The sequence below is a fragment of the Streptomyces venezuelae genome, assembly GCF_008642355.1.
GTDB classification, from domain to species: domain Bacteria; phylum Actinomycetota; class Actinomycetes; order Streptomycetales; family Streptomycetaceae; genus Streptomyces; species Streptomyces venezuelae_B.
On record NZ_CP029193.1, the window covers coordinates 1604213 to 1629641 of the forward strand.

Genomic DNA, 25429 nt, shown 5'->3' on the forward strand with positions numbered 1-25429 from the left:
TACACGTACGACACATACGTTCGATTAGCGAGCGAAGGCTGCCCCCACCGGCCCCGTCACCCCGTATCGTCCGTTCGGCCCATCCCACCTGCGCAAACGCCCCGCACCCCGGAGCGTGGAGGCATGAGGTTCGCCGACGAATTGAAGAGCGCCGTCACCCCGCGAGCAGCCCTGCTCGTCCTCGGCGTACTCGCCCTGCAGCTGCTGTTCATCGCCTCCTACGTAGGGGCCCTGCACAACCCGAAACCCACAGACGTGCCCTTCGGAGTCGTCGCCCCCGGCGCCGCGGCCGAGCAGACCGCCGACAAGCTGAAGAAGCTCCCCGGCGACCCGCTCGACCCCCGCGTCCTCAAGGACGAGGCCGCGGCCCGCCACCAGATCATGAACCGCGACATCGACGGCGCCCTGCTCGTCGACCCGCGCGGCACCACCGACACCCTCCTGGTCGCCTCCGGCGGCGGCACCGCCCTCTCCAGGACCCTCACCAGCCTCGTCACCGACGTCGACGCCGCCGAGAAGCGCACGGTGAAGACCGACGACGTGGCCCCCGCGTCGGACCAGGACTTCAACGGCCTCTCGTCGTTCTACCTGGTCGTCGGCTGGTGCGTCGGCGGCTACCTGTGCGCGTCGATCCTCGCGATCAGCGCGGGCTCCCGGGCCTCCAACGTGCCCCGCGCGGTCATCAGGCTCGGCACCATGGCGCTCTACGCGATCGTCGGCGGCCTCGGCGGCGCGGTCATCATCGGGCCGATCCTCGGCGCCCTGCCCGGCAGCGTCCTCGGTCTGTGGGGCCTCGGCGCGCTGGTGATCTTCGGAGTCGGCGCGATCACCCTCGCCCTCCAGGCGCTCACCGGCATCGTCGGCATCGGCCTCGCCGTCCTCCTCGTCGTCATCGGCGGCAACCCCAGCGCGGGCGGCGCCTTCCCGCTGCCGATGCTGCCACCCTTCTGGGAGGCGATCGGGCCCTGGCTGCAGCCGGGCGCGGGCACCTGGGTCGCCCGCTCCATCGCCTACTTCGACGGGAACTCGATCACCCGCCCGCTGCTCGTCCTCGCCGCCTGGGCGCTCCTCGGCATCGTCGTCACCCTCGCCCTGTCCGCCCGCCGCAAGACGCACAACAGCGGCACCATCGACCTCAGCGGCACGAACTACGGCAGCGGCAGCAGGCGCTTCGAATGACGTGGGCGCCGGGCGTTGTCAGACCCGGGTGCGAGGCTGAGACGCATGATCCGCACACTCGCCGTCGAGAACTACCGCTCCCTGCGCAAGCTGATCGTCCCGCTGGACCGGCTGAACGTGATCACGGGCGCGAACGGCACGGGCAAGTCCAGCCTGTACCGCTCGCTGCGCCTGCTCGCCGACTCCGCCACGGGCGGCGCGGTCGCGGCCCTGGCCCGCGAGGGCGGCCTGCCGTCCGCGCTCTGGGCGGGCGAGCGGAAGGCCGAGCCCACGGGGCTGAAGCTCGGCTTCGCCGGTGACGAGTTCGGGTACGCGGTGGACTTCGGCCTCCCCCAGTCCAGCGGCGCGGGCCCCGGCGGCTCACCGTCCCTGTTCCAGCTCGACCCCGAGATCAAGCGCGAGTCCACCTGGGCGGGCCCCGTCCTGCGGCCCGCGGCGCTGCTCTGCGACCGCGCGGGCCCCGCGGTGCGCACCCGCACGGCCGACGGCGGCTGGCACCGCACCCAGGGCATCCGTCCGTACGACAGCATGCTGAGCGAGTTCGCCGACCCGCAGCTGGCGCCCGACCTGCTGCGGCTGCGCGAGCTGATCCGCTCCTGGCGGTTCTACGACCACGTGCGCACCGACGCCGACGCGCCCGCCCGCGCCGCCCGCATCGGCACCCGCACGCCGGTCCTCGCCCACGACGGCGCGGATCTTGCCGCCGCCCTGCAGACCATCCGGGAGATCGGCGACGACGAGGCGCTCGACGACGCGGTGGACGACGCCTTCCCCGGCAGCCGGGTCCGCGTCGTCGACAACGGCGGCCGGTTCGAGCTCCAGCTGCACCAGCACGGGCTGCTGCGCCCGCTGGGCCCCGCGGAGCTCTCCGACGGCACGCTGCGCTACCTCCTGTGGACCGCGGCGCTCCTCACCCCCCGCCCGCCGTCCCTCCTCGTCCTGAACGAGCCGGAGACGAGCCTGCACCCGGACCTCCTGCGCCCGCTCGCGGATCTGATCGTCGCGGCGACGAAGGACACGCAGGTCGTCCTGGTGACCCATGCCCGCCCCCTCGCCGAGGCCGTGGCCAAGGGCGCGGCCCGCCACCGGGTCGACGTCAACTCCATCGAACTGACGAAGGAGTCGGGCCAGACGACCGTCGCAGGCCGAGAGAGCCTCCTGGACGAGCCCTTGTGGTACTGGCCCAAACGATGAGGCGCCCCTTGCGGGGCGCCTCATCAGGGGCGCGGGGAACTGCGCGACCAGCCGCGCACAACCCGCAGCCGGCGAACCGGATCAGGCCCCTCCCCCGTCCCCGTAAAACGCCTGCCGCATGAGCCCCTCCATCTCGGAGAGCATCGGCATCCGCGGATTGGCGGGCGCGCACTGATCCGCGTACGCGTTCATCGCCTGCTGCGGCAGAGCCTCCAGGAAGGCCGCCTCGTCCACCCCCTCCTCCTGGAAGGACGCGGGGATACCGCACTTGGCGCGCAGCTCCTCGACCGCTCGGGCATAGGACTCGACGCCCTCCTCGGGCGTCGCCGCCGCCAGGCCCAGCATGCGGGCGATCTCCTGGAACCGCTCGGGCGCCCGGTAGACCTCGGCCTTCGGCCAGGGCGTCGCCTTGCCGGACACTGTGCCGTTGTGCCGGATGACGTGCGGCAGGAGCAGCGCGTTGGTGCGGCCGTGGGCGACGTGGAACGTGTTGCCGAGCGTGTGCGCCATCGCGTGGACCAGGCCGAGGAAGGCGTTGGCGAAGGCCATGCCCGCGACGGTCGAGGCGTTGTGCATCTTCTCGCGCGCCTCGGGGTCCTCCGCCCCGTTCACGACGCACCGCTCCAGGTTCTCGAAGATCAGCTTGATGGCCTGGAGGCAGAGCCCGTCGGTGTAGTCGTTCGCGTACGCCGAGACGTACGCCTCCGTGGCGTGGGTCAGCGCGTCGAAGCCGGAATCGGCGGTGACGGTCGCCGGGAGCCGCATCGGCAGGACGGGGTCGACGATCGCGACGTTCGGGGTGAGCGCGTAGTCGGCGAGGGGGTACTTCTGGGCGGCCTCGGGGTCGGAGATGACCGCGAACGGGGTGACCTCCGAGCCGGTGCCCGAGGTCGTCGGGACGGCCACGAGCTGCGCCTTCTCGCCGAGTCCGGGGAACTTGAACGCCCTCTTGCGGATGTCGAAGAACTTCTCCTTGGTGTCCGCGAACTCGACCTCGGGGTGCTCGTACATGAGCCACATGATCTTCGCCGCGTCCATCGGCGATCCGCCGCCGAGGGCGATGATCGTGTCCGGCCCGAAGTCCCGCATCCGTGCGGCGCCCGCCCGCACCGTGGAGAGCTCCGGGTTGGGTTCGACGTCGTCGATGACCTGGACGGTGACGGCCGACGGGCGGGCCGCGAGGATGTCGGTCACGCGGGCGACGAACCCGAGGTCCGACATGGTCCTGTCGGTGACGATCGAGACCCGCTTGATGCCGTCCATCTCACCGAGGTAGCGGAGCGCGTTGCGCTCGAAGTAGATCTTCGGCGGGACCTTGAACCACTGCATGTTGTTGTTGCGCCGTCCGATCCGCTTGATGTTGACCAGGTTGACCGCGGAGACGTTGTCGGACACCGAGTTGTGTCCGTAGCTGCCGCAGCCGAGGGTGAGCGAGGGGAGGAAGGAGTTGTAGACGTCGCCGATGCCGCCGAAGGTGGAGGGCGCGTTGACGATGACGCGGACCGCCTTGACGCGCCTGCCGAACTCCTCGGCGAGCTCCTCGTCCTCGGTGTGGATGGCGGCGCTGTGCCCGAGTCCGTGGAACTCGACCATCCGCGCGGCCAGTTCGATGCCCTGCTCGGTGGTGTCGGCCTTCAGGGCGGCGAGGACCGGGGAGAGCTTCTCGCGGGTGAGCGGTTCGCCCTCGCCGACCTCGGCGCACTCGGCGACGATGACCGACGTGCCCTCGGGGACCTCGAATCCGGCCTGTTCGGCGATCCATTGCGGGGACCTGCCGACGACGTCCGCGTTCAGCTTGGCGCCCGCGCAGTTGTTGGCGAAGGCGGTCGTGCCGAAGACGAACTCCTCCAGCTTGGTCTTCTCGGCCGCCGTGACGACGTACGCGCCGAGCCGCCGGAACTCCTCGATCCCCTCGTCGTAGATCTCCCGGTCGAGGATGACGGCCTGCTCGGAGGCGCAGATCATGCCGTGGTCGAAGGCCTTGGAGAGCACGATGTCGTGCACGGCCCGCCGCAGCTTCCCGCTGCGTGCGACGTACGCGGGTACGTTGCCCGCGCCGACGCCGAGCGCGGGCTTGCCGCAGGAGTAGGCGGCCTTGACCATCGCGTTGCCGCCGGTGGCGAGGATCGTGGAGATGCCGTCGTGGTTCATGAGGAGGCCGGTGGCCTCCATCGAGGGCTCCTCGATCCACTGCACGCAGTCCTCGGGCGCGCCCGCCTCGACCGCCGCGTCCCGCACGATCCGCGCGGCCTCCGCGGAGCAGCGCTGGGCGCTCGGGTGGAAGGCGAAGACGATCGGGTTGCGGGTCTTGAGGGCGATGAGCGCCTTGAAGACCGTGGTGGAGGTCGGGTTGGTGACCGGGGTCATCGCACAGACGACGCCGACCGGTTCGGCGATCTCGGTGACGCCGTTCAGTTCGTCGCGGGAGACGACACCCGCCGTCTTCAGACCGCGCAGCGAGTTGACGACGTGCTCGCAGGCGAAGAGGTTCTTGACGGCCTTGTCCTCGAAGAGGCCGCGGCCGGTCTCCTCGACGGCCTGCCGCGCGAGCTCCCCGTGCCGGCTCAGTGCCGCGAGGGAGGCCTTCTTGACGATGTGGTCGACCTGCTCCTGGTCGTACGTAGCGAACCGGCCGAGGGCCGTCAGCGCCCTCTCGACCAGTCCGTCCACCATCTCGTTGGCCTGCATGGCGGCGCTCCTTCGTCGGATTCCTGGGGCTTTTCGCTCCACCTCAATTCCACACCTGCGCGCCTCCCGCGAGGCACCGAAAAGGGCCTCAACCAGAGGGCACAAGGTCCTTCAAAGGGAACGCGCAAACATGGGAAAGCGACGTTGACCTGCGGAAATCTCGGGGGACTTTAGACCCCTGTGCGCTTGTGAAAACTTTCACAAGAAATGCGGAAAAGCCCCGCCCCCGATTCCTCGGGGGCGGGGCGTCGAGCGTCCTGCGAGGTCAGCCGATTTCCGCTCCGTAGGCCGAGAGGGCCTCCGGAACCGGCTGGAAGAAGGTCTCGCCGCCGGACGAGCAGTCACCGCTGCCGCCCGAGGTGAGACCGAGCGCGGTGTCGCCGGCGAAGAGCGCGCCGCCGCTGTCGCCGGGCTCGGCGCAGACCGTGGTCTGGATCAGACCGTCGACCTGGCCCTCCTGATAGTTGACCGTGGCGTCGAGCGCGGTGACGTCACCGTCGTGCACCTGGGTGGTGCTGCCGCTGCGCGTGACCTTCTGTCCGACCGTGGCGTCCCCGGCCTTGCTGATGGCCTGGGTGCCGCCGTAGAGGTTCACCTCGCTGGGGTGCGGGGTGTCGGCCGTGTACTTCACGATGGCGTAGTCGTTGCCCGGGAAGCTGGACTCCTCCGTGACACCGATCTCCGAGCCGCCCTGCGAGTCGGACCAGCTCTTCACCGCGTTGCCGCAGTGCCCCGCCGTCAGGAAGTACGGCTCGCCGCCCTTGACGACGTTGAACCCGAGCGAGCAGCGCGAGCCGCCTCCCCAGATCGCGTCGCCGCCGGCGATGAAGGCCTTGTACTCACCCTTGCTGTGCTTCAGTTCGGCCTTGCCGCCGAGGCTCTTCACGATCGAGGCGACCTTGTCGAGCTTCGCGCCCTTGACCGTGCGGTCGGCCGTGACGACGACCTTGTTGGTGGCCGGGTCCATCGCCCACGAGGTGCCGGGCACGGCTGCCTTGTCGTCGAGCGTCGCGCGGGCGCTCTTCAGCTCGGCGAGGGAGTTCTCGACGATTCTGGCCTTGCCGCCCGCCGACTCGACGGCGTCCGCGGCGCTCTCGTCGAGCACGTTCACGACGAGGGCCTTGGCCTTGGCGTCGTAGTACGTGCCCGCGGCGTCCGCGCCGAGCTCCTTGCCCAGCGACGAGGCGAGCTTTCCGGCCTCGGCCACGGAGAGGGTGTCCGGGGTGGGGGCGGGGGAGTTCTCGCTCGCGTTCGCAGTCTGGAAGGTGATTCCCGCGGCGACCAGCGCGGCGATGCCCGCGCCTGCCACGGCGGCACGGCGCTTGGGTATGCGTCGGTGCTTCAAAGCTCACGACCTCCTGTGGGGGGACCGACCCGTCCGGCGTGGGGGCCTCGCGGGTCGCGGTCTTGCGCAGCACGGAACCACCGCGCTGAATTAGCCGCGTCCATGCCAAGTTGACCCGCTAACTATCCCGACGCCATCCGGTCGCACACAAGGTCCACTTCAGGACGCGCATGCGGGAACGACAGTGCGCCCCCTGTGCGTTGAGTGAGCCGGGTCACGGCACGTCGGTCCCCATCGCAAACACCGCGCGCGAGGAACGGTCGTCAGCCGGTGAGGACTAGTCCTGTCCGGATCTCGACCCTGCGGCAGGTCCGAGCTCTCCGGCTTCCGCGTCTCCCGCTCCGGAATCCGCCAGCTTCCCTGGCTCCGCGTAATTCCCCCGAGACTGCGGCTGCGCTCCCTGCTGGGCTCGTTCCAGGAAGCGGAGAAGCTCCACGGGGAAGGGCAGGACGAGGGTGGAGTTCTTCTCGGCGGCGACGGCCACCACGGTCTGCAGGAGCCGGAGTTGGAGCGCCGCGGGCTCCTCGGACATCTCATGGGCGGCCTCGGCGAGCTTCTTGGAGGCCTGGAGTTCGGCGTCGGCGTTGATGACGCGGGCGCGCCGCTCGCGGTCGGCCTCCGCCTGGCGGGCCATGGACCGCTTCATCGTCTCGGGCAGCGACACGTCCTTGATCTCGACGCGGTCGATCTGCACGCCCCACCCGATGGCCGGGGAGTCGATCATCAGCTCCAGGCCCTGGTTGAGCTTCTCCCGGTTGGACAGCAGGTCGTCCAGGTTGCTCTTGCCGATGATGGAGCGCAGTGACGTCTGTGCCATCTGCGAGACCGCGAAGCGGTAGTCCTCCACCTCGACGACCGCCTCGGCGGCGTCCATCACCTTGAAGTAGATGACGGCGTCGACGCGGACCGTGACGTTGTCGCGCGTGATGCCGTCCTGGGCGGGCACCGGCATCGTCACGATCTGCATGTTGACGCGGTGGAGCCGGTCCACCAGCGGCACGATCATGGTGAACCCCGGTCCGCGCACGGAGCTCTGGAGCTTTCCGAGGCGCAGCACCACACCCCGCTCGTACTGTTTGATGACGCGCGCCGCCGCCATCGCGTAGACCGCTCCGACCGACCCGAGGGTCAGCCCCACCGCCACCAGCTCCTCGACCATGCCGGCCCCCCAGGGTCCGAATTGGGCGTGTTGCGCGCTCCTTCGAAGGTAGCTCGCCCCCCGGGCAAGAGCGAGCCCCCGCCCGGTGTCCGGACGGGGGCCTGTGACGGTGGGACTCTGCCGGTGGGCGATGGGTCGGCAGACGCCGCTGTGTCAGTAGACGCTGACGTTGTACGCGCGCAGCGCCTCGGTGACCGGCTGGAAGAACGTGGTGCCGCCCGACGAGCAGTTGCCGCTGCCGCCGGAGGTCAGACCGAGGGCCGTGGAGCCCGAGTACAGCGGGCCGCCGCTGTCGCCCGGCTCGGCGCAGACCGTGGTCTTGATCATGCCGTAGACGACGTCGCCGCCACCGTAGTTCACCGTCTGGTTCAGGGCGGTGACGCGGCCGCTGTGCGTACCGGTCGTGGAGCCGCGCCGGGTGACGTTCTGTCCGACGGTCGGGTCGGCGGCGCGGGTGATGTCCTGGCTCCCCACGGTGCCGGACTTGGTGATGGAGTTGTTCGTGTAGCGCACGATGCCGTAGTCGTTCGTCGGGAAGCTGGAGCCCGACGTGGTGCCGAGCACGGTGGTCTTCGCCGAGTTGGCCCACCAGGTGGTCGCCCCGTCGGTGCAGTGACCGGCGGTCAGGAAGTAGTAGGCGCCGGCGCTGTTGCGCACGTTGAAGCCGAGCGAGCAGCGCCAGCTGCTCGCGTAGATCGCGTCGCCGCCGGAGATGTACTTCTGGAACTTCCCGGGGGTGCGTTCGATCTTCAGCGCGTCGGCGTTGCTTCCCGCCGCGTCCTTGAGCTTCGCGATCTCGGCCTTGGAGACCGTGCTGTCGGCGGTCACGACGACCTGCTTGGTCTTCGGGTCGACGCCCCAGGCGGTGCCGGCGACGTCGGCGCCGAGGACGGCGTCACTGGCCTGTTCCAGCTGCGCTGCGCTGAAGGTGGCGGCGCCGTCCTGCGCGGTGGCCGCGGGCACGGCGAGCGCTCCGGCGGCGACGAGCCCGGTGGCCACGGCGAGCAGACGGGTGTGTCTTGATATGCCGTTGTGGGGGATGGTGCGCTTGATCCTCACGTTTGTTCCTCCCGAGGGAAGTCAGTGGGTCCTTGTGGGTTGAGGACCCGTGAGGCGCAGCCAAAGAGACAGCCCGGATTCCGGTTACGCCGTGCTCCTGACAAGCGCTGCTCGGGAGTATTGGGGGGCGGACACGAGCCGCACAAGGGCGCCTTTCGGCCGAGACAGGCCCCTAGGGCCTGCCCTTGAGGTTCCGCTCTCCCGCCGCGATGTCGACGGGCAGCGTGTTGCCGGGCGGCGGGAAAGGGCAGATGAAGTGGTCGGCGAAGGCGCACGGGGGCAGCAGCGCACGGTTGAAGTCGACGGTGGTGCGGCCGTCGGCGTCCGGTGCGGCGGGCCGCAGGAAGCGGAAGCGGTAGCTGGAAATGCCACTGGTGGCATCCGCGAAGACCGCCCACAGCGACCCGTCGGCCTCGATGCTCACCTTGAGGACGTGCTCGACTCCCCCGATCCTGAAGGAGAGTTCACCGCCGAGTCCGAGCCCGCGCTCCTTGCCGTCCGCGTTGCCGACCGTGACGGTCCGGTCCTCGTCGTACGGGGTGAACCGCCCCGGCACCGCCCAGCGCTCGTCGTACGCGGTGGCGTCGATGGAGCGGAAGGCGCGGCGCGCGGGGGCGTCCGGGTCGAAGTCGCGCACCGCCCACAGGCCTTCGCGCCGTATCACGACGAGACGGCGCCCGCCGAGGGCGACACGGGCATCGGCGACAGGACCGCCGTCGGCGCCGAGGCGGACCTCGCCGGTGAAGGGCGCACCGTCCACGGCGAGGCCGTCGTCCGAACCTGTCGTCAGGACGACCGCGTCGGGCGTGTCCGCCCAGTGCCCGGGGATGCCGGGGAGGTGTCCCTCCGGGTGGTCGGCGAGCCAGTGCGTGCCGGTGAGGGAGAGCGGCCCGTAGGGGGCCGACACGGTCTCCGTCCGCTGCTCGTGCCAGTGCTTCCAGTCCTGTGCCGCGTCCGCGGGGTGCCCGGTGCTCATGGTGATCAACCCTTCCATACCGGCTCGCGCAGCCCGAGGTGGGAGCGGAGCGTCGTGCCCTCGTACGCCGTGCGGTACGCGCCGCGCTCCTGGAGCAGCGGCACCACCCGGTCCACGAAGTCGTCGAGGCCGCCGGGGGTGAGGTGCGGCACGAGGATGAAGCCGTCGGCGGCGTCGGTGCGCACGAACTCCGTCAGGTCGGCGGCGACCCGGTCCGGGGTGCCGATGAAGGACTGGTGTGCCGTGGTCTCGATGACGGTCTGGCGGATGGAGAGCCCCTTGGCCTCGGACAGTGCCCGCCACTTGGCGGCGACGGCGAAGGGGTCGCCGATCTTCACCCGGCCCTGGACGAGTTCGGAGTCCGGGTCCGGGTCGATGTCGGGCAGCGGCCCGTCCGGGTCGTACGCGGAGAGGTCGACGCCCCAGACCTGTTCGAGGGCGAGGATCGCGTTCTGCGGGGAGACCTGCTTGCGGCGGATCTCGGTGGCCTTCTCCTGTGCCTCGGCCGCGGTGTCGCCGAGGACGAAGGTGACCCCGGGCATGATCTTCAGGTCGTCGGCGGAGCGCCCGTACTTCGCGAGACGGCCCTTCACGTCGGCGTAGAACTCCCGTCCTGCCTCCAGCGTGCCGTGCCGCGTGAAGATCACGTCGGCGGCGGACGCGGCGAACTCCCGCCCCTCCGGTGAGTCGCCCGCCTGGATGACGACGGGGTGCCCCTGCGGGGAGCGGGGCGCGGTGAACTCGCCCTCGACGGAGAAGTGCCGCCCGTGGTGCGCGAACGGCCGCGGCCTGCCGTCCGGCGTCCAGGAGTCCCACAGTTCGCGGGCGGTCGCCAGGAACTCGGCGGCGCGGGTGTACCGGTCGGCCCGGTCGAGGTAGCCGCCGCGCCGGAAGTTCTCGCCGGTGAACGCGTCCGACGTGGTGACCACGTTCCAGGCGGCGCGCCCCGCGCTCAGGTGGTCGAGGGCGGCGAACCTGCGGGCCAGCTCGAAGGGTTCGTTGAACGTCGCGTTGACGGTGCCGGCGAGCCCGAGCCGCTCGGTGACGGCGGCGAGCGCGGTCAGGACGGTCAGCGATTCGGGCCGCCCGACGACGTCCAGGTCGTGGATGCGCCCCTTGTGCTCGCGCAGCCGCAGCCCTTCGGCGAGGAAGAAGAAGTCGAAGAGGCCGCGTTCGGCGGTGCGGGCGAGCGACGCGAAGGACGAGAAGTCGATGTGCGAGCCGGATGCGGGGTCGGACCAGACGGTGGTGCTGTTGACGCCGGGGAAGTGGGCGGCGAGGTGGACGGGCTTGGGTCGCTGGGTCGTCTCGTGTCGCTGTGTCATGCGGACTCCCCCGTGATCGCTGCGTACCGGTTGGCGGGCCGGGCGAGCCCGAGGTGTTCGCGGAGCGTGCTGCCCGGATAGAAGGTGCGGAACAGGCCGCGGTGCTGGAGCAGCGCGACGGTGCCGTTGACGAGCCGCTCCAGGTCACGCCGTGGCTCGGCGGGTGTGAGGTGGAAGCCGTCGACGGCGCCCGCGCGGTGCCAGTCGGCGATGAGCTCGGCGAGGTCGACGGGCCCGCCGCGGTAGGCGGGGCCTCCGGCGGTGGGCAGCGGGCCGCCGCCGTGGCCCGGTTCGGCGGCGTGCTCGCCGCCGCCGAGGTCGACGTCGAGGGCGGCGAAGACGAGCAGCGTCTGCGGGTCGCGCCCGTACCGGGCGGCCAGGCCGCGCAGTTCGGCGCGCGCGGTGTCGGCCCGCTCGACGGAGGCGGCGCGCACCAGGGCGACGTCCGCGTGCCGTGCGGCGGTCTCGCGGGCCTGCGGCGCGGTCGCGTCGACGACCCGCACCGGGTGGCCCTGCGGCGGGCGCGGCACGATGGAGGGCCCGCGCACCGAGAACGTACGGCCCGCGAAGTCGGCGTAGTGCAGCTTGTCCCGGTCGATGAAGCGGCCGGTCGCCACGTCCCGTATCTCCGCGTCGTCCTCCCAGCTGTCCCACAGCCGGGCCGCGGCTTCGGCGACGTCACCGGCCTCCCGCCACAGCTCCTCGCGCGGCGCCGCTCTCCGCCGCCCGAAGAGCCGTGCCTCGGCCTCCGTCGCCGAGACGTCGAGCGCCCAGCCGGCCCGCCCGTGGCTGACCCAGTCGAGGGTCGCCACGGCGGCCTGCACGTGGAACGGCTCGGTGTGCGTGGTCGTGACGGTCGGCACGAGGCCGATCCGCGCGGTGCCGGGCGCGATCCTGGCGGCCACGGCGAGCGCGTCGGGCCCGGGGCGCGCGAAGGAGTCGTGGAGCGTCACGAAGTCGAGCGCGCCGTGCTCGGCGAGGAGCGCCGATTCGAGGTAGGGGGCCGCTTCGTGGGTGTCGGGCCGGTCGATGGCGACGGCGAGGTGGAGGGAAGGCATGCGTACTCCCGGAGGACTAGAGGACCTTGGAGAGGAAGGCGCGCGTACGGTCGTGGCGCGGCCTGTCGAGTACGTCGGCGGGGGCGCCCTGTTCGACGACGCGGCCGTCGTCCATGAAGACGACGGTGTCGGCCACCTCGCGGGCGAAGCCGATCTCGTGGGTGACGACGATCATCGTGGTGCCCTGCCGGGCGAGGTCCTTGATGACGTCGAGGACCTCGCCGACCAGTTCGGGGTCGAGAGCCGACGTCGGCTCGTCGAAGAGGAGCAGGCGCGGTTCCAGGGCGAGCGCGCGGGCGATGGCGACGCGCTGCTGCTGTCCGCCGGAGAGCTGTCGCGGGTACGTGCCGGCCTTGTCGGCGAGGCCGACGCGCTCCAGGAGCTCCCGCGCGGCCCGTTCCGCGGCGCGGCGGGGTCGTTTGAGCGCGGAGACGGGTGCCTCGACGAGGTTCTCCAGGACGGTCAGGTGCGGGAAGAGGTTGAAGTTCTGGAAGACGAAGCCGATCCGGGTGCGCTGTTTGAGCACCTCGCGTTCGGGCAGCTCGTGCAGCTTGTCGCCGGAGCGCCGGTAGCCGATGAGCGATCCGTCGACGGTGATCCGTCCCGCGTCGACCTTCTCCAGGTGGTTGATGGTGCGCAGGAGGGTGGACTTGCCGGATCCGGACGGCCCGATGACGACGGTGACCTCGCCCCGGCCGACGTGCAGGTCGACGCCCTTCAGGACCGGCAGGGAGCCGAAGGACTTGTGCACGGAACGGACGTCGACCATGGGGGTGTCACTGGGCTGCGTCATGGGTCCCTCGCGTGGTCGTGGTCCTGTGGGTGCGCAGGAAGTCGAGTACGGCGCGTGCCGTGGCGTCGTTCTGCCGGAAGGTGGGGCTGTTGGTGCGGGGCCGGGTGAACGCTCCGGCGCCGCGCGCGTCGGTGTGCGGGCCGAGGGCGAAGCGGCGCGGGTGGGGTGTGCCCGCCCGGTCGAGCACGCGTCCGTCGGCCGGGTCCACGGCGAGGAGTCCGGCCGCTGTCGACGCGGCGCCCTCGGCGTGCAGGGCGCGCAGGAGCGGGTCGCGGGTGCGGGCGAGGGTGGGCTGCGGGAGCCGCGCCTCGACGAGCGCGCGGGCCTCGGTGATCTGTCCGGGCAGAGTGGGGCTCTGGGCGCGGAACACCCCGTCCCCGGCGCTGACCTGCACGTCCGCGCCGAGGAACCGGACGACTCCGGCGCGGGAGAGGGCGAGCAGCTGCTTCAGGCGGGGGCCCGGCGGCCCCGATGCCAGGTAGCTGAAGAAGCCGTGCCACCACGTCCCGACGTCGCCGAGCCGCATCAGCTGCCCGTACACGGAGAGCAGTCCGAGGAAGACGGCGAGGTCGGGGCTGTGTCCGGGGTCGTGCCTGCGCGCGAGGTCGTCGGCGATGTGGGCGCGCAGACCGTCCTGCAGCGCCGCGTACGAGGTGTGGCGCACGCCTGCCAGCGGGTGGTCGAGCGCGGTGAGGTCGAGCCGGTCGGCGGGGTCGGGCACGGCGGAGGCGACGAGGGCGTCCAGTTCGGGGCTGCCGGGGTCGCAGGCCGCGTACTTCTCGTCGAAGTCGGTCCAGGCGGTGCGGGTGCGGTCGGGGTGGGCGGCGAAGAGGCGGTGGTAGTGGGCGAAGCCGAGCTCCTTCTCGACGAGCGGCCAGACGTCGCGCCGGAAGTCGTACCCGTCGGGTCGCGCGAGGAGCCCGTCGATCTGGGCGGGGCCCAGGTAACGGGGAAGTGGCGGCCGTTCGCCGTCCCAGTCGTAGCCGATCTTCGAGCGGTAGGGGACGCCGCGCCGCGACCCGACGTACAGGATCGGCTCGCGCCCCGAGGGGTGGTATGTGTCCCCTTCGTACCGTCCGCCGCGCCCTTCGGTGAGGAGAACCATCAGGTCGACGAAGGCGAGACCGAAGCCGCGCACGATGACGGGGGCCCCGGGTTCGAGCGGCGACAGGTCGGTGTCGGCGGTGAAGTCGGGCGGCAGGTGCACGAGACCGGTGCGCTCGGCGTACGCGGCCAAGTCGCTCTGCTCGTGGTCGAGTTCGGCGTCCAGGTGCCCCTGCGCGAGGATGACGAGATCGGCGTCGAGGGGCGCGTCGACGCCTTCGAGCGCCACTTCCTGGCGGGTGTCGCGTGCCCCGGTGACGCGCAGGGCCCTGCGGCGGTGGTGGTGGACGACGACGCCTTCGGGCAGCGCGGCGACGGCCTTCTCGTACACCCAGCGCAGGTAGGCGCTCTGCTCGCGGCGGCCGAGGAAGGCCCGCCCGTCGCGCCCGGTCCACTCGTGGAGCGCCGGTCCCGGCAGGACGGGTCCTGCGACCTCCACGGTCTCGTCGGTGAACATCGTGACGTCCTGGGCCTGCGAGTTCATCCAGAGGAGCGGCGACTGGTCGTGCCGCCAGATGCGGCCGCCGCCCGGCGGGTAGGGGTCGACGAGGTGGATGTCGAGACCCGCGTCGCCGTACATCTCGGCCGCGTTGGCACCGAGCCGCTCCAGGATGCCGGTGGCGCGCGGCCCCGCGCCCACGATGACGAGCGACCGCCTCACCGGGCACGCTCCGAGCCCTTGGCGTAGTGCCGCTCGACGTAGTACTGGCCGACGCCGAGCACCGAGGTGACCACGACGTACCAGGTGGTGGCGACCATGAGCAGCGGGATGACCTGGTAGGTGCGGTGGTAGACGAGCTGCACGGAGTAGAGCAGGTCCTGCACGGCGATGACGGAGACGATCGAGGTGCCCTTGAGGGTGCCGATCAGCATGTTCCCGGCCGGCGGCACGATGGACCGCATGGCCTGCGGCAGGACGATCCGCCGCCACCTGCGCCACCGCCCGAGACCCAGCGACTGCGCGGCCTCGGTCTGCCCGCGGTCGACGGAGAGGATCCCGCCGCGCACCACTTCGGCGGCGTACGCGGCCTCGTGCAGGGTGAGCCCGATGACGGCGATGGTGACGGGGCCGAGCAGGTTCACCGTCTTCACGCCGAACAGCTGCGGGTACAGCGCACCGATGTTGAACCAGAAGAGCAGCTGCACCAGGATCGGCATCGACCTGAAGAACCAGACGTACCCCCAGCTCACCGCCCGCAGCACGGGGTTGGCGGAGAGCCTGCCCAGGGCGAGGAGCGTGCCGAGGGCGAAGCCGAGCGCCATGACGAGGGCGGTCAGCCAGAGCGTGAGCCCGAGCCCGCGCAGCACGGAGGCGGAGGTGAAGTAGTCGCCGACGACGTCCCATTGGAACGCGTCGTTGCGTACGACGGAGGTGGCCGCCAGCGCGAGCAGGACGAGGACGACGACGGCCGCCGTCCACTGTCCCGCGCGGGGGCGGGGCACGATGCGCGGCTCGGCGGGGAGTTCGGTGGATTCGCGGGGCTCGGGGACCGGCGCCGGTTTGGCGAGGGTGTCGGAAGACATGCGGAAGGCTCCGTGGATACAGAAGATCGAACACGGGTGACGCCTTCACATGGACCGAGCCCCTCAGCACGATCCGCCTCGACATTACGGTGTGGCGGACACGCGTTGTCAAGGCTGTCCAGGATGTGAGCCTTACGTCTCACGGCAGTTGACGCGGAAACGGATGCCTGTTCCACTTGGCCCATGCATCCGCAGCAGTGGCTGGTCACGCGCTCCCACATCGACTTCGGTCGAGTGTGGTCGGCGTCTTGTTGATGTCTTTCTGAGCCGACCCCCTGCGCGCCGGGCCCGTTCCGGGCCCGTCTCTCTACTCCCTCTTCGGACCGGTCGGTCTTCCGCGTACGTCCGACGCCCGCGCCGCCGCGCGCCGTCGCCCCCGCCTTCACACGCGTACGTCGCCGTTCCCGTGCCACGAGCGGTGACACCCCCTCCCCTCGTACGTCTCGTACTCCCGTACGTCCGCTTCGCCCTGCCCTGCCGAGCTGGAGACCGTCACGCCATGAGCACGCCCCCGCAGTCCCGCCGCATCCCGGCGGCCTTCGCCCTGATCACCGCGGCCACCCTCGCCCTGACCGCGTGCGGTGCGGGCGGTGACGCCGCCGGACCGGCCGGCGCCGCCGCTCCGGCCGGCGGGGGCGCGAAGATCCCGACCGCGGATGTCGTGTCCTCGGTCAGGAAGAACGAATCGGCGGCGCGTCTGCTCCCCGAGGACGTACGCGCCGCCGGTTCGCTGTCCGTCGCCTCCTCCGTCGGCGGCACACCGCCCGGCGCGCTCTACCTGGAGGACGGCAGGACGATCGTCGGCCAGGACATCGACTTCGCGGACGCGGTCGCCAAGGTCCTCGGCCTGCGGCTGAAACGGGAGGCGGCGAGCTTCGAGGCGATCCTGCCGGCCCTGGGCAGCGGCAAGTACGACCTCGGAACGGGCAACTTCGGCGTCACCGACGAGCGCCGGAAGACCATCGACTTCGTCACCTACATCAACGACGGCCAGGGCTTCGCCGTCCGCCAGGACAGCAGGCTCAAGAAGGTCACCGACTTCGAGCAGCTGTGCGGCCTGAACGTGGCGACCGGCGTGGGCACCACCTTCGAGGTCACGCTGGAGGACAACAAGCACGTCTGCGAGGAGGCGGGCAAGAAGCCGTACAGCGTGAAGACGTACGCCGAGCAGGGCGCGATCTGGGCCGCGCTCCAGCAGGGCCGCGCCGACGTGGTGATGTCCACCATCAACGGTCTGCGCTACGCGGTGAAACAGCAGGAGGGTCTGAAGTTCCTCGGCGAGTACCGGCGGCTCGACGTCGGCTTCGCCTTCAAGAAGGGCTCGGAGCTCACGCCCGCCTTCCGGGCGGCGGTGGACCGGCTCATCGAGGACGGCACGTACGACCGCATCCTGAAGAAGTGGGGCACGCGGGGCTCGGCGATCGAGCGGTCCCGGATCTCCCCGCCGGAGATCAAGGACTGACACACGCCTGCCGGGGAGGGGTCAGAGCCCGCAGTCGCAGCAGGCGCAGCACTCGCAGCAGCCGCAGTCGCAGTCGCACTTGTGGCAGCAGCCCTCGCGCTTCTTGCGGGACCAGGGGCCCTCGTACTCCTCGGCGCAGCACACCTTGCAGGTGCAGCAGAGCCCGATGGCGACGGCACACCCCGCCCAGAAGCCGCGCTTGCCGGGCTTCGGCGGCTGTGGCTCGAAGGCGGGCCCACCGCCGAAGCCGCCGGGTCCGCCGGGCCCACCAGGCCCGACCGGCCCACCGGGGGTCCCGCCGCCGTACGGATTGCCGCCCCCGTGAGGATCGCCGCCCCCGTACGGGTTCCCGCCTCCGTAGGGCCCACCCTGCGGAGGAGCACCGTACGCACCCGCACCCGCGCCTCCCTGCGGCGGGCCGAAGGCCCCGCCCTGATGCGCCGTCACCTCATGCGCCATGTCGCCGTGAGCATGCCCACAGGCCACCGTGCCGAAGGCGCGGTCGATCGACGTGCCCAGCTCGTGCGCGAGCAACCGGTGCGCCAGCTTGCCGTCGGTGAACTCGGCGTCGCGCAGTGCGAGCCGGATGCCGTGCAGCGCGTCGTCGGCGAGACGGCGCGCCTCGGCGAGTGACGTGCCGGTCGCGGTGAGCGGGTTCCACGCACCCGACGCGGCGTCAGCTTCCCTGTCCTCGACGGCGTCGAGGAGGTGGGCGAGGCGGCCGAAGAGGCGGCCCGCCTCGGCGAGCGGTGCCGCGTTGCCGGGCCGTCCGGCGAGCACGGCGGTGTGCGCGAAGGCCGCGGCGGTCGCGGTCTCCGTCGGCTCGGTGACCGCGAGCAGCGAGGTGCCGGGGCCCGCCAAGGCCTCGACGCCGGCCTGCCGTTCGACGGCGTCGACCAGGACCGCCGTGTCGAACCCCACATCGGCGCCGGTCCGCGCGCCCGCCCTGTCCCAGTTCCGTGCCACGCGCCGGGCGGCGACGGCCACCGGCCTGCGTGCCAGGATGCCGTCCCCGTCGACGACATGGTCACGGACCTTCGCCGAGGCGAGCACCAGCGAGACGGCGGCGGCGAGCCGCGCCCCCTCCCCCTGGGCGACGGAGGCGGTCCGCATGCCGCGCAGCGGGCACGGCCCCGCGGTGCGCCGCCATCCGGTGGTCCGCTCCGCCTGAGCCTCCGTCAGAACCGAGATGATCAGGCCGTCATAGTTGGTGACGACGCGGGCGAACTGCCCGTGGTCGCCGCGCAGCGCGAGGCAGAGCCCGCACAGATGCGCCATCCACTGGGTCTTGAGTCCTTCGCCGAGGCGATGGCTGCAGGGCCTGACGATTCCGAACAAGACGACTCCCCCGAGAGGCCCGTGTGTGATCAACCCCGGCATCGTAGCCATCGCCTCGTTCACCCGTACGCACCGGCCGTCACCCATACGCCGTGAAGAATCATATTTCACTCACTGTCAGCAGCCGTGCACAGTACGACCCTTGGAGCGCACCGCACATCGGCGTGTTGACTCTGCACCAGTACCGTCACGAAAACCCCGCGCGGCGACTATCCACTTGGCGCATCATCCGCATCATGGACGACGATAGGGATGCGGAATTCAGGGAAACCGCTGCGAGAGGAGGCGTCCATGGGATCGGTGCGCAAGGCGAGTGCTTGGCTTGGCCTCGTCGACGACAACAACGACGAGCGTTACTACGACGACGGCTACGAAGACGACCGGAGCGAGGGGCCCGACCAGCCGGAGGCCTGGGTCACCGACCCGCGTGTGCGGGTGGCGAGCGAGAAGGCCCAGGAGCAGGAACACCGGATCGGGACCGTGACCCCGGACAGCTTCCGGGACGCCCGCCGCATCGGTGAGCTCTTCCGGGACGGTGTCCCGGTCATCATGAACCTGACGTCCATGGAGCCCACCGACGCCAAGCGCGTGGTCGACTTCGCGGCGGGCCTCACGTTCGGCCTGCGCGGTTCGATCGAGCGGGTCGCCACGCGGGTCTTCCTGCTCACGCCTGCCGACACGCAGATCGTCAACGGCGAGGCCGGGAGCCGCGCGTCGGACGGCTTCTTCAACCAGAGCTAGGCGAGGCCGCTCACCGGAAGGCGTCGAGACCGGTGAGCGCCTTGCCCAGCACCAGCTGATGCATCTCGGACGTGCCCTCGTAGGTGAGCACGGACTCGAGGTTCGTCGCGTGCCGCATGACGGGGTACTCCAGCGAGATCCCGTTGGCGCCCAGGATGGTCCTGGCCGTGCGGCAGATCTCGATCGCCTCACGGGCGTTGTTGAGCTTGCCGAAGCTGATCTGCTCGGGGCGCAGCTTCCCCGCGTCCATGCGCCGTCCCAGGTGGTGGGCGAGCAGGACGCCCTTGTGCAGTTCGACCGCCATGTCGGCGATCTTGGCCTGGGTGAGCTGGAAGCCGCCGATGGCCCGGCCGAACTGCTCGCGGCTGCGCGCGTAGTCGACGGCTGCCTCGAAGGAGGAGCGCGCCGCGCCCATGGCGCCCCAGACGATGCCGTAGCGGGCGTGCGAGAGACAGCTCAGCGGGCCCTTGAGGCCGACGGCCTCGGGCAGCACCGCGTCGGCGGGCAGCCGCACCTCGTCGAGGACCAGCTCGCTGGTGACGCTCGCGCGCAGCGACCACTTGTGCTTGATCTCGGGCGCGGAGAAACCGGGACTGTCGGTCGGTACGACGAACCCCCTGATCCCGTCGTCGGTCTGTGCCCAGACGACGGCGACCCCGGCCACGGAACCGTTCGTGATCCACATCTTCCGGCCGCTGAGCACCCAGTCGGTGCCGTCCTTCTTCGCGTGCGTGCGCATGGACGCCGGGTCGGAGCCGTGGTCGGGCTCGGTCAGGCCGAAACAGCCGATGATCTCGCCGGCGGCCATGCCCGGCAGCCAGCGCTGCTTCTGCTCCTCGGCGCCGAAGCGGTGGATGGCGTACATGGCGAGTGAGCCCTGCACGGAGACGAGGGAACGGATGCCGGAGTCGGCGGCCTCCAGCTCCAGGCAGGCGAGCCCGTACTGCACGGCACTGGCGCCCGCGCAGCCGTACCCCTGAAGGGACATCCCGAGCGCCCCGAGCGATCCCAGCTCCCGGGCCAGCTCACGGATGCCGGGCAGCTCACCCTTCTCGTACCAGTCGGCGATGTGCGGCAGGACGCGGTCGGCCGCCCAGGTCCGGACGGTGTCGCGGATCGCGAGGTCCTCCGGGTCGAGGAGGTCGTCGATGCCGAGGGGGTCGGCGGGGTCGAAGGGCGGCAGAGGGATGCGGGCGCTTGCGGACATGCGGGCCTCCGGCAACACAAAACTAGCACTGTTAGTCAGCACACTCGCGCCGACGTTACGACGCACTCTCCCCCACGTCCAGACCGCTCCTCCGCACCGGCGAGCCCCGCAAGGGGCGCGGGGAACGGCCGACAAGCCCCCACACCCGCACCCGAGAAACCGACCGGGCTTTCCAGGGGCGCGGGGAACTGCGGCCGGCCACAACCCCGACCCGCACCCCGAAGAAACCCCGCCCCGGAGGGGTCATACGTCCACAGAAGACCCCGCCCCGACCCGCGCGGGGTCACGAGGAGCCGGCACCTCGGCCCGCCCCGCGGGGACGGAGGCCCCACACTCCATCCTCCGCGGGAGCCGCAGCGCAGCCACCGCCCCGAGCAACAGCAACCCCGCACTGACCAGCAAGGTCACATGCAGCCCATGCACGAAGGAGTCCCGAGCCGCGCTCCGCAGCGCGGCCCCCGCCCCGCCCCCGACCCGCGCGGCGACTTCGTACGCCTCCCCCAGCGAGTGCCCCGCCGCCGCGCTGTCCGCGGCGGAGACCCCCTGCACCGAAGAGAGCCCCGGCGCGTACGCCGCGTTCATCACGCTGCCGAGCAGCGCGATGCCGATCCCCGCCCCGAGCTGGTACGACGTCTCACCGATCGCCGCCGCGCCCCCCGCCTGCGTCTGCGGCGCCTCGCTCAGCATCGACTCGTACGCACCGAACAGCGTCGTCTCCAGGCCGAAGCCCAGCAGCACGAACCCGCTCAGGAGCAGCGCGTCGTTCGCGTGGCCGCCCATACCCGTGAGCAGCAGCACGGCGAACGCGGTCAGGCAGAACCCGGCGCAGACCATCGTGCGCGGCCCGAGGCCACTGAGCATCTTCGAGCCGGCGAGCCCCGCGGCCATCGCGGCGACCGTCAGGGGCAGCAGCCGCAGCCCTGTCTCCAGCGGAGAGAGCCCCAGCACCAGCTGGAGGTACTGCGCGGCGATCAGTTCCAGGCCCACGAGCGCGAGCATGGCGAGGACGATGCAGCCGACCGAGGTGCTGAACGCGGGCCGCATGAACATCGACAGGTCGACCAGCGGATGCGTGCGCCGCCGCTGTCTGCGGACGAAGCCGATGAGCAGGGCGCCGCCGAGGAAGAGGGAGAGGAGGGTCGTGAGGCCGAGCGGGTCCTCGCCGCCGCCGAGGCGTTTCACGCCGAGGACGAGGCCGAAGAGCCCGGTCGCGGCCATCAGCGCGCCGACGACGTCCCACGGCCCGTCCCTGTCACCGGTCGACTCGGGCAGCAGCCAGCGGCCGATGGGCAGGCTGACCAGCATCAGCGGGATGTTTATGAGGAAGACCGAGCCCCACCAGAAGTGCTCGAGGAGGAACCCGCCGAGCAACGGCCCGACGGCCGCGCCCACCGCGGCGACCGCGCTCCAGAGACCGATGGCGACGGCCCGCTCGCGCCGGTCGGGGAAGACCTGGCGCAGGATCGACAGCGTCGCGGGCATGATCATCGCGCCGCCGACGCCGAGCAGCGCGCGGGCCGCGATGAGGACCTGCGCGTTGTCCGCGAGGGCCGCGATCGCGGAGGCGACGCCGAAGAGGGCGTACCCGAGGAGGAGGACGCGTCTGCGGCCGACGCGGTCGCCGAGCGTGCCGAAGAGGATGAGGAGCGAGGCGCAGACGAGTGGATAGATGTCGACGATCCACAGCAGTTCCATGGCGCCGGGCTTCAGGTCCTCGGTGACCGCGGGCACCGCTACGTGCAGGACGGTGGCGTCGACGGCGACGAGCAGCAGGCTCACGCAGAGGACGACGAGCACGACCCAGCGGTTGGCCCCGGCACCGGCCCCGGATCCCCGACGGCCGTGCGGTGCTGCGGCCGTGGTCGTCCCGGACATGTGCGTACCTCCCAGTGGTCCCTCGCATCGGCGGCCTGCGGGGTGGTGAACTCCCGGCCTCGGCGGCGCGAACAGGGCGAGTGAGCCGTCAGAGTACGCGAGTCCGCGCCCGGGGCGCGTGGCGGACCTCTCACGGTTGTACGGATGTGATGTGGCATGCGCCACGCCCGTTGCCTCCGGCCACGCCCCGTGGCCGCGTCCGGTTCCCGCGACGGCCGATAATCGAGCCCGTGACTGATCTTGATCAACGCCTTCCGCCCTCCCCGGCGGGCTCCGTGCTGCGCCGCGCGGCGCCCGCGCTCCTCGTGTACGCGGGGGTGCGTGCGCTGGGCGTCGCCGTGCTCGCGGTCTGGGGCGCGGCGGCGGGCAAGAGTCCGCACACCTTGTTGTCCGCCCGCTGGGACTCCCTCTGGTACACCCGTGTCGCCGAGCACGGATACGGCTGGGAAGTGACCCTTCCGGACGGCAGCGTCCACTCGAACCTCGCGTTCTTCCCGCTGCTGCCGTGGCTGGAGCGGCTCGTCTCGGCGGTGAGCCCTCTGTCGTACGCCGACGCGGGGCTCGTGGTCAGCTGGGTCGCGTCGCTCTTCGCCGCCGCCGGGATCTTCGCGGTCGCCGACCACGTGTACGGGCGGCGGGCCGGGATCTGCGCGACCGCGCTGTGGGCGGTGCTGCCGGTCGGCATCGTGCAGTCGATGGCGTACAGCGAGTCCTTGTTCACGGCGCTCGCGGCCTGGTCGTTGTACGCGGTGCTCAGGGAGCGCTGGGTGACGGCGGGCCTGCTCGCCTCGCTGGCGGGTCTGACGCGGCCGGTGGGCGCGGCGGTGGTCGCCGCGATCTGGGCGGCGGCCGCCGTCCGGATGTACCGGGAGCGGCGGGCGGACCGGCGCATGCTGCTCGGTGTGGTCCTGGCCCCGCTGGGCGCCGCGGCCTACGTCCTGTGGGTCGGGCGGCGCACCGGCGGCGGTCTCTTCGGCTACCTCGACGTGCAGGCGGGCTGGGGCAACGGCTTCGACTTCGGTTACGCGTTCGTGCGCTTCATCGGGGAGAAGTTCACCTCGGTGCCGGGCGCCCTCGCGGGCCTCGGGCTGATCGTCGGTGTCGGTCTGGTGGTGTGGCTGTACGTCCTGTGCGTGCGCCGGGGGCAGCCGCTGCCGCTGCTCGTCTACGGCGGGATCGTCGTCGTGCTCGCCCTCTGCGCCGCCGGCTACTTCGGCTCGAAGCCGCGGCTCCTGATGCCCGCGTTCCCGCTGCTGCTGCCGGTCGCGGTGGCGCTCGCCCGACTACGGACGCCCAGGTCGGCGCTGGTCCTCGGCGGCGTGGCGGTGGCGAGCGCGGTCTACGGGGCGTTCTGGCTGCACGGCTCGGGCCCGCCCTGATCGCGTCATGATCATTTCCGTGCCGTCCGGTGATCGGACGGGAAATTCCGCACCAGGACCCGGTGAACGAATTCATAAGGGGTATATAACTGCGCCGGAAATGATCAGGCAATTGACTAAGGCGGTCGGTGCGGAATAAACAAACCGCAGGAATAAACCCCGCGTTGAGATCAATCCCACATCACATCGTCATCACAAAGACACTGATTCGGCCTAGTGCCGCACTCACTCGCTGTAACGTCGATTGGGTGCGTACCGAACGAAACCTCACCCGTCTTGACCGGGTCTTCGCCCGGCTGGACCGTGAGCCGGAACGACCGACCCACCTCGATGTGCCGAGGATGAGCCGGCACAGGGTCGTGCTCTTCAGCGCGACCCTGGCCTTCTACCTGGCCATCGTCGTCGCCGTGCTGACCACCTCGTGGCTGGTGCGGTTCGACTGGCAGGTCATGTTCTTCCGGCCCTACCAGCAGTGGCCGGAGATCCACGCCTTCCTCGACTACTGGGTCGTGCTCGGCCAGCGCGGTCCGACGGCCGTGATGGTCGCCGCCTGGCTGGGCTGGCGCTCCTGGCGGCAGCACACGCTGCGCCCGCTCCTCATGTTCGGCGCCGCCCTGCTCCTGCTCAACGTCACCGTGGGCGCCGCGAAGATCGGCATGGGCCGCCTCGGTCCGCACTACGCCACCGCGATCGGCTCGAACGAGATGTGGCTCGGCGGCGATATATTCCCTTCGGGCCACACCGCCAACGCCGTCGTGACCTGGGGAATCCTGGCGTACCTCGCCTCGACCCCGCGCACCCGCCGCTATCTGTCGGCCCTCTCCGCGGTGGTCTCGCTGAGCGTCGGCCTCACCACCGTCTACCTCGGTACGCACTGGCTGAGCGACGTCTTCCTCGGCTGGGCCGCGGGGCTGCTCATCCTGCTCGCGCTGCCCTGGTTCGAGACGCCGATCACCCGGGTGGAGGCCATGATCTTCAGCCTCCGCGAGTCCTGGCGGGCCCGCCGCACCGGCATCATCACGGTGCCCGGGACCGGCGCCTCGCCGGTCGGCGCCTCCGCCATGGTCCCGCCGCGCACGGCCCCGGAGGGGGACGCGCCGGTGCGCGAGCCGGTCGCGGCCGCCCGCGGCGCACGCCCCGCGGCCTACCTGGCACCCGGACCCCACACGGCCCGCTCGGAGCGGACCCCGGTCACCCCGGCGGGCAGCCGCCGCCCGCCGCACTCCGACCGCGTGCCGCGCGGCACGACGTCGGCCCGCCCGGTGGCGGGCGGCTGACCCGAGGACGGCGGGGGCCGGTACGCACAGCCAAGCCCCCGCACCGCGAAGGCCCCGGTTCCCGCTCGGAACCGGGGCCTTCCGCCGTCCGCGTGTTCGTGTGCTCACGCGGCTCAGGGCGTACGGACGTACGGGCTCAGCCCTTCCAGCAGCGCGCGACGACGCCGTCCTTGACCTCGAAGTTGAGCCGCCCCGCGAGGTACTCCATCGTGATGATCGCGCCCGGCTGCAGCGTCCTGACGGTGGACCAGCCGCGCTCGCGCGCCTGCCGCTCGGCGCCGTCGGCCGGCAGACCGACGTAACCTTCCGGGCTGTCCTGGGGCTCTGCGGGAGGGGTCGGGATAGGTGCCATGCCCGCCACCGTAGGCGAGCACGGCCCCGCCGGGGAAGGCCGGGAGGCGCTCGGGCGGGGCCCTGAAGACGCACACCATGCGTCACCGATACCTCTCCGGTCACGCTTTCGTCACAGGATCACGACGCGCGTTTTGGTCGAACTCCGTCACACGTATGGGCGGTTCCGTACTTGTACAGGTGTAATTCGCGAGTGTCCGGACGTCACTCGGAAGGGTTCTCCCATACGCCCGGAAAAGACCGGTCCGAATAAGATCGCGCCCCCTCGTCACGCGCTTTTCCGGACGCCCGCTTTTCCGAATCCCGGCCCCCGCGCGGGAGGTGACGAAGTGTGGAGGAATTCGCCATTCCGGCTTGCCCCCTGTCGGAGCCGCGGCGACGCGAGCATCATGGGT

20 protein-coding genes are annotated in these 25429 nt (G+C 71.2%); 6 read left to right on the top strand and 14 right to left on the bottom strand.

The genetic code is table 11. The features are described 5' to 3' along the window. The first annotated feature begins 123 nt into the window (after positions 1–123). Together DEJ47_RS07435 and DEJ47_RS07440 are read left to right on the top strand one after the other, a co-directional pair. Positions 124–1179, top strand: a complete 1056-nt coding sequence (locus tag DEJ47_RS07435; protein ID WP_150166122.1) for a DUF3533 domain-containing protein — start codon at positions 124–126, stop codon at positions 1177–1179. Between the two features lie 45 nt (positions 1180–1224). Further along, positions 1225–2373, top strand: coding sequence for an AAA family ATPase (locus DEJ47_RS07440; RefSeq protein WP_150166124.1), 1149 nt, complete (start codon positions 1225–1227; stop codon positions 2371–2373). Between the two features lie 81 nt (positions 2374–2454). Here the strand turns inward: DEJ47_RS07440 and adhE are convergent, their stop codons facing one another. The 10 genes from adhE to DEJ47_RS07490 all read right to left on the bottom strand — a co-directional run bounded on the left by adhE (position 2455) and on the right by DEJ47_RS07490 (position 15404). Then, a complete protein-coding gene (adhE, locus tag DEJ47_RS07445; protein WP_150166126.1) occupies positions 2455–5061 on the bottom strand; it encodes a bifunctional acetaldehyde-CoA/alcohol dehydrogenase in 2607 nt (868 codons plus the stop codon). Positions 5062–5326: 265 nt separating this feature from the next. Further along, entirely contained in the window at positions 5327–6406 is a 1080-nt protein-coding gene (locus DEJ47_RS07450; RefSeq protein ID WP_150166128.1) for a S1 family peptidase, read from the bottom strand. 277 nt (positions 6407–6683) lie between these two features. Continuing rightward, the gene (locus tag DEJ47_RS07455; RefSeq protein WP_150166130.1) at positions 6684–7565 is read right to left on the bottom strand and encodes a slipin family protein; all 882 of its coding nucleotides are present in this window, start codon (positions 7563–7565) and stop codon (positions 6684–6686) included. Between the two features lie 153 nt (positions 7566–7718). Beyond that, positions 7719–8624, bottom strand: coding sequence for a S1 family peptidase (locus tag DEJ47_RS07460; protein WP_150166132.1), 906 nt, complete (start codon positions 8622–8624; stop codon positions 7719–7721). Between the two features lie 172 nt (positions 8625–8796). Further along, on the bottom strand, positions 8797–9600 hold the full coding sequence (locus DEJ47_RS07465; RefSeq protein WP_161236814.1) for a DUF1684 domain-containing protein: 804 nt from the start codon (positions 9598–9600) through the stop codon (positions 8797–8799). Positions 9601–9605: 5 nt separating this feature from the next. Beyond that, positions 9606–10925 carry an NtaA/DmoA family FMN-dependent monooxygenase gene (locus tag DEJ47_RS07470; protein ID WP_150166136.1) on the bottom strand — a complete coding sequence of 440 codons (1320 nt, stop codon included), beginning with the start codon at positions 10923–10925 and terminating at the stop codon, positions 9606–9608. Next, positions 10922–11983 carry an LLM class flavin-dependent oxidoreductase gene (locus tag DEJ47_RS07475; RefSeq protein WP_150166139.1) on the bottom strand — a complete coding sequence of 354 codons (1062 nt, stop codon included), beginning with the start codon at positions 11981–11983 and terminating at the stop codon, positions 10922–10924. The genes DEJ47_RS07470 and DEJ47_RS07475 overlap by 4 nt, the downstream gene beginning before the upstream one ends. Before the next feature lie 16 nt (positions 11984–11999). Continuing rightward, positions 12000–12776 (bottom strand): amino acid ABC transporter ATP-binding protein, encoded by a 777-nt coding sequence (locus DEJ47_RS07480; RefSeq protein ID WP_272924188.1) that lies wholly within the window; start codon positions 12774–12776, stop codon positions 12000–12002. Continuing rightward, positions 12760–14541, bottom strand: coding sequence for an FAD/NAD(P)-binding protein (locus tag DEJ47_RS07485; RefSeq protein WP_150166141.1), 1782 nt, complete (start codon positions 14539–14541; stop codon positions 12760–12762). The genes DEJ47_RS07480 and DEJ47_RS07485 overlap by 17 nt, the downstream gene beginning before the upstream one ends. After that, positions 14538–15404, bottom strand: a complete 867-nt coding sequence (locus tag DEJ47_RS07490; RefSeq protein ID WP_150166143.1) for an amino acid ABC transporter permease — start codon at positions 15402–15404, stop codon at positions 14538–14540. The genes DEJ47_RS07485 and DEJ47_RS07490 overlap by 4 nt, the downstream gene beginning before the upstream one ends. Positions 15405–15903: 499 nt before the next feature. On the opposite strand from DEJ47_RS07490, the gene DEJ47_RS07495 reads away from it, so the two are divergent. After that, positions 15904–16866 carry an ABC transporter substrate-binding protein gene (locus tag DEJ47_RS07495; RefSeq protein ID WP_150166145.1) on the top strand — a complete coding sequence of 321 codons (963 nt, stop codon included), beginning with the start codon at positions 15904–15906 and terminating at the stop codon, positions 16864–16866. 21 nt (positions 16867–16887) lie between these two features. On the opposite strand, the gene DEJ47_RS07500 is transcribed toward DEJ47_RS07495, so the two are convergent. After that, positions 16888–18204 carry a DUF5685 family protein gene (locus DEJ47_RS07500; protein WP_190415320.1) on the bottom strand — a complete coding sequence of 439 codons (1317 nt, stop codon included), beginning with the start codon at positions 18202–18204 and terminating at the stop codon, positions 16888–16890. 291 nt (positions 18205–18495) lie between these two features. Here DEJ47_RS07500 and DEJ47_RS07505 point away from each other — a divergent pair, with 291 nt between their 5' ends. Further along, positions 18496–18945, top strand: coding sequence for a cell division protein SepF (locus DEJ47_RS07505; protein ID WP_150166149.1), 450 nt, complete (start codon positions 18496–18498; stop codon positions 18943–18945). Positions 18946–18955: 10 nt separating this feature from the next. Here the strand turns inward: DEJ47_RS07505 and DEJ47_RS07510 are convergent, their stop codons facing one another. Both DEJ47_RS07510 and DEJ47_RS07515 read right to left on the bottom strand, forming a co-directional pair. After that, complete coding sequence (locus DEJ47_RS07510; protein WP_150166151.1) at positions 18956–20152, bottom strand: acyl-CoA dehydrogenase family protein; 1197 nt, start codon at positions 20150–20152, stop codon at positions 18956–18958. 243 nt (positions 20153–20395) lie between these two features. Next, positions 20396–22027 (bottom strand): MFS transporter, encoded by a 1632-nt coding sequence (locus DEJ47_RS07515; protein WP_150166153.1) that lies wholly within the window; start codon positions 22025–22027, stop codon positions 20396–20398. 230 nt (positions 22028–22257) lie between these two features. Here DEJ47_RS07515 and DEJ47_RS07520 point away from each other — a divergent pair, with 230 nt between their 5' ends. Then, the gene (locus tag DEJ47_RS07520) at positions 22258–23406 is read left to right on the top strand and encodes a mannosyltransferase family protein (RefSeq protein ID WP_150166155.1); all 1149 of its coding nucleotides are present in this window, start codon (positions 22258–22260) and stop codon (positions 23404–23406) included. A gap of 248 nt (positions 23407–23654) precedes the next feature. Beyond that, on the top strand, positions 23655–24683 hold the full coding sequence (locus DEJ47_RS07525; RefSeq protein ID WP_150166157.1) for a phosphatase PAP2 family protein: 1029 nt from the start codon (positions 23655–23657) through the stop codon (positions 24681–24683). Between the two features lie 136 nt (positions 24684–24819). On the opposite strand, the gene DEJ47_RS07530 is transcribed toward DEJ47_RS07525, so the two are convergent. Further along, entirely contained in the window at positions 24820–25035 is a 216-nt protein-coding gene (locus DEJ47_RS07530; protein WP_150166159.1) for an I78 family peptidase inhibitor, read from the bottom strand. Positions 25036–25429 lie beyond the last annotated feature (394 nt).

Excerpts from the sequence above, each read along its gene's own strand:
- DEJ47_RS07505 (WP_150166149.1), top strand. The coding sequence starts at position 18,496 with ATGGGATCGGTGCGCAAGGCGAGTGCTTGGCTTGGCCTCGTCGACGAC.
- DEJ47_RS07435 (WP_150166122.1), top strand. The coding sequence starts at position 124 with ATGAGGTTCGCCGACGAATTGAAGAGCGCCGTCACCCCGCGAGCAGCC.
- DEJ47_RS07515 (WP_150166153.1), bottom strand. The coding sequence starts at position 22,027 with ATGTCCGGGACGACCACGGCCGCAGCACCGCACGGCCGTCGGGGATCC.
- DEJ47_RS07510 (WP_150166151.1), bottom strand. The coding sequence starts at position 20,152 with ATGTCCGCAAGCGCCCGCATCCCTCTGCCGCCCTTCGACCCCGCCGAC.
- DEJ47_RS07455 (WP_150166130.1), bottom strand. The coding sequence starts at position 7,565 with ATGGTCGAGGAGCTGGTGGCGGTGGGGCTGACCCTCGGGTCGGTCGGA.
- DEJ47_RS07530 (WP_150166159.1), bottom strand. The coding sequence starts at position 25,035 with ATGGCACCTATCCCGACCCCTCCCGCAGAGCCCCAGGACAGCCCGGAA.
- DEJ47_RS07480 (WP_272924188.1), bottom strand. The coding sequence starts at position 12,776 with ATGACGCAGCCCAGTGACACCCCCATGGTCGACGTCCGTTCCGTGCAC.
- DEJ47_RS07470 (WP_150166136.1), bottom strand. The coding sequence starts at position 10,925 with ATGACACAGCGACACGAGACGACCCAGCGACCCAAGCCCGTCCACCTC.
- DEJ47_RS07475 (WP_150166139.1), bottom strand. The coding sequence starts at position 11,983 with ATGCCTTCCCTCCACCTCGCCGTCGCCATCGACCGGCCCGACACCCAC.
- DEJ47_RS07440 (WP_150166124.1), top strand. The coding sequence starts at position 1,225 with ATGATCCGCACACTCGCCGTCGAGAACTACCGCTCCCTGCGCAAGCTG.
- DEJ47_RS07495 (WP_150166145.1), top strand. The coding sequence starts at position 15,904 with ATGAGCACGCCCCCGCAGTCCCGCCGCATCCCGGCGGCCTTCGCCCTG.
- DEJ47_RS07490 (WP_150166143.1), bottom strand. The coding sequence starts at position 15,404 with ATGTCTTCCGACACCCTCGCCAAACCGGCGCCGGTCCCCGAGCCCCGC.
- adhE (WP_150166126.1), bottom strand. The coding sequence starts at position 5,061 with ATGCAGGCCAACGAGATGGTGGACGGACTGGTCGAGAGGGCGCTGACG.
- DEJ47_RS07465 (WP_161236814.1), bottom strand. The coding sequence starts at position 9,600 with ATGAGCACCGGGCACCCCGCGGACGCGGCACAGGACTGGAAGCACTGG.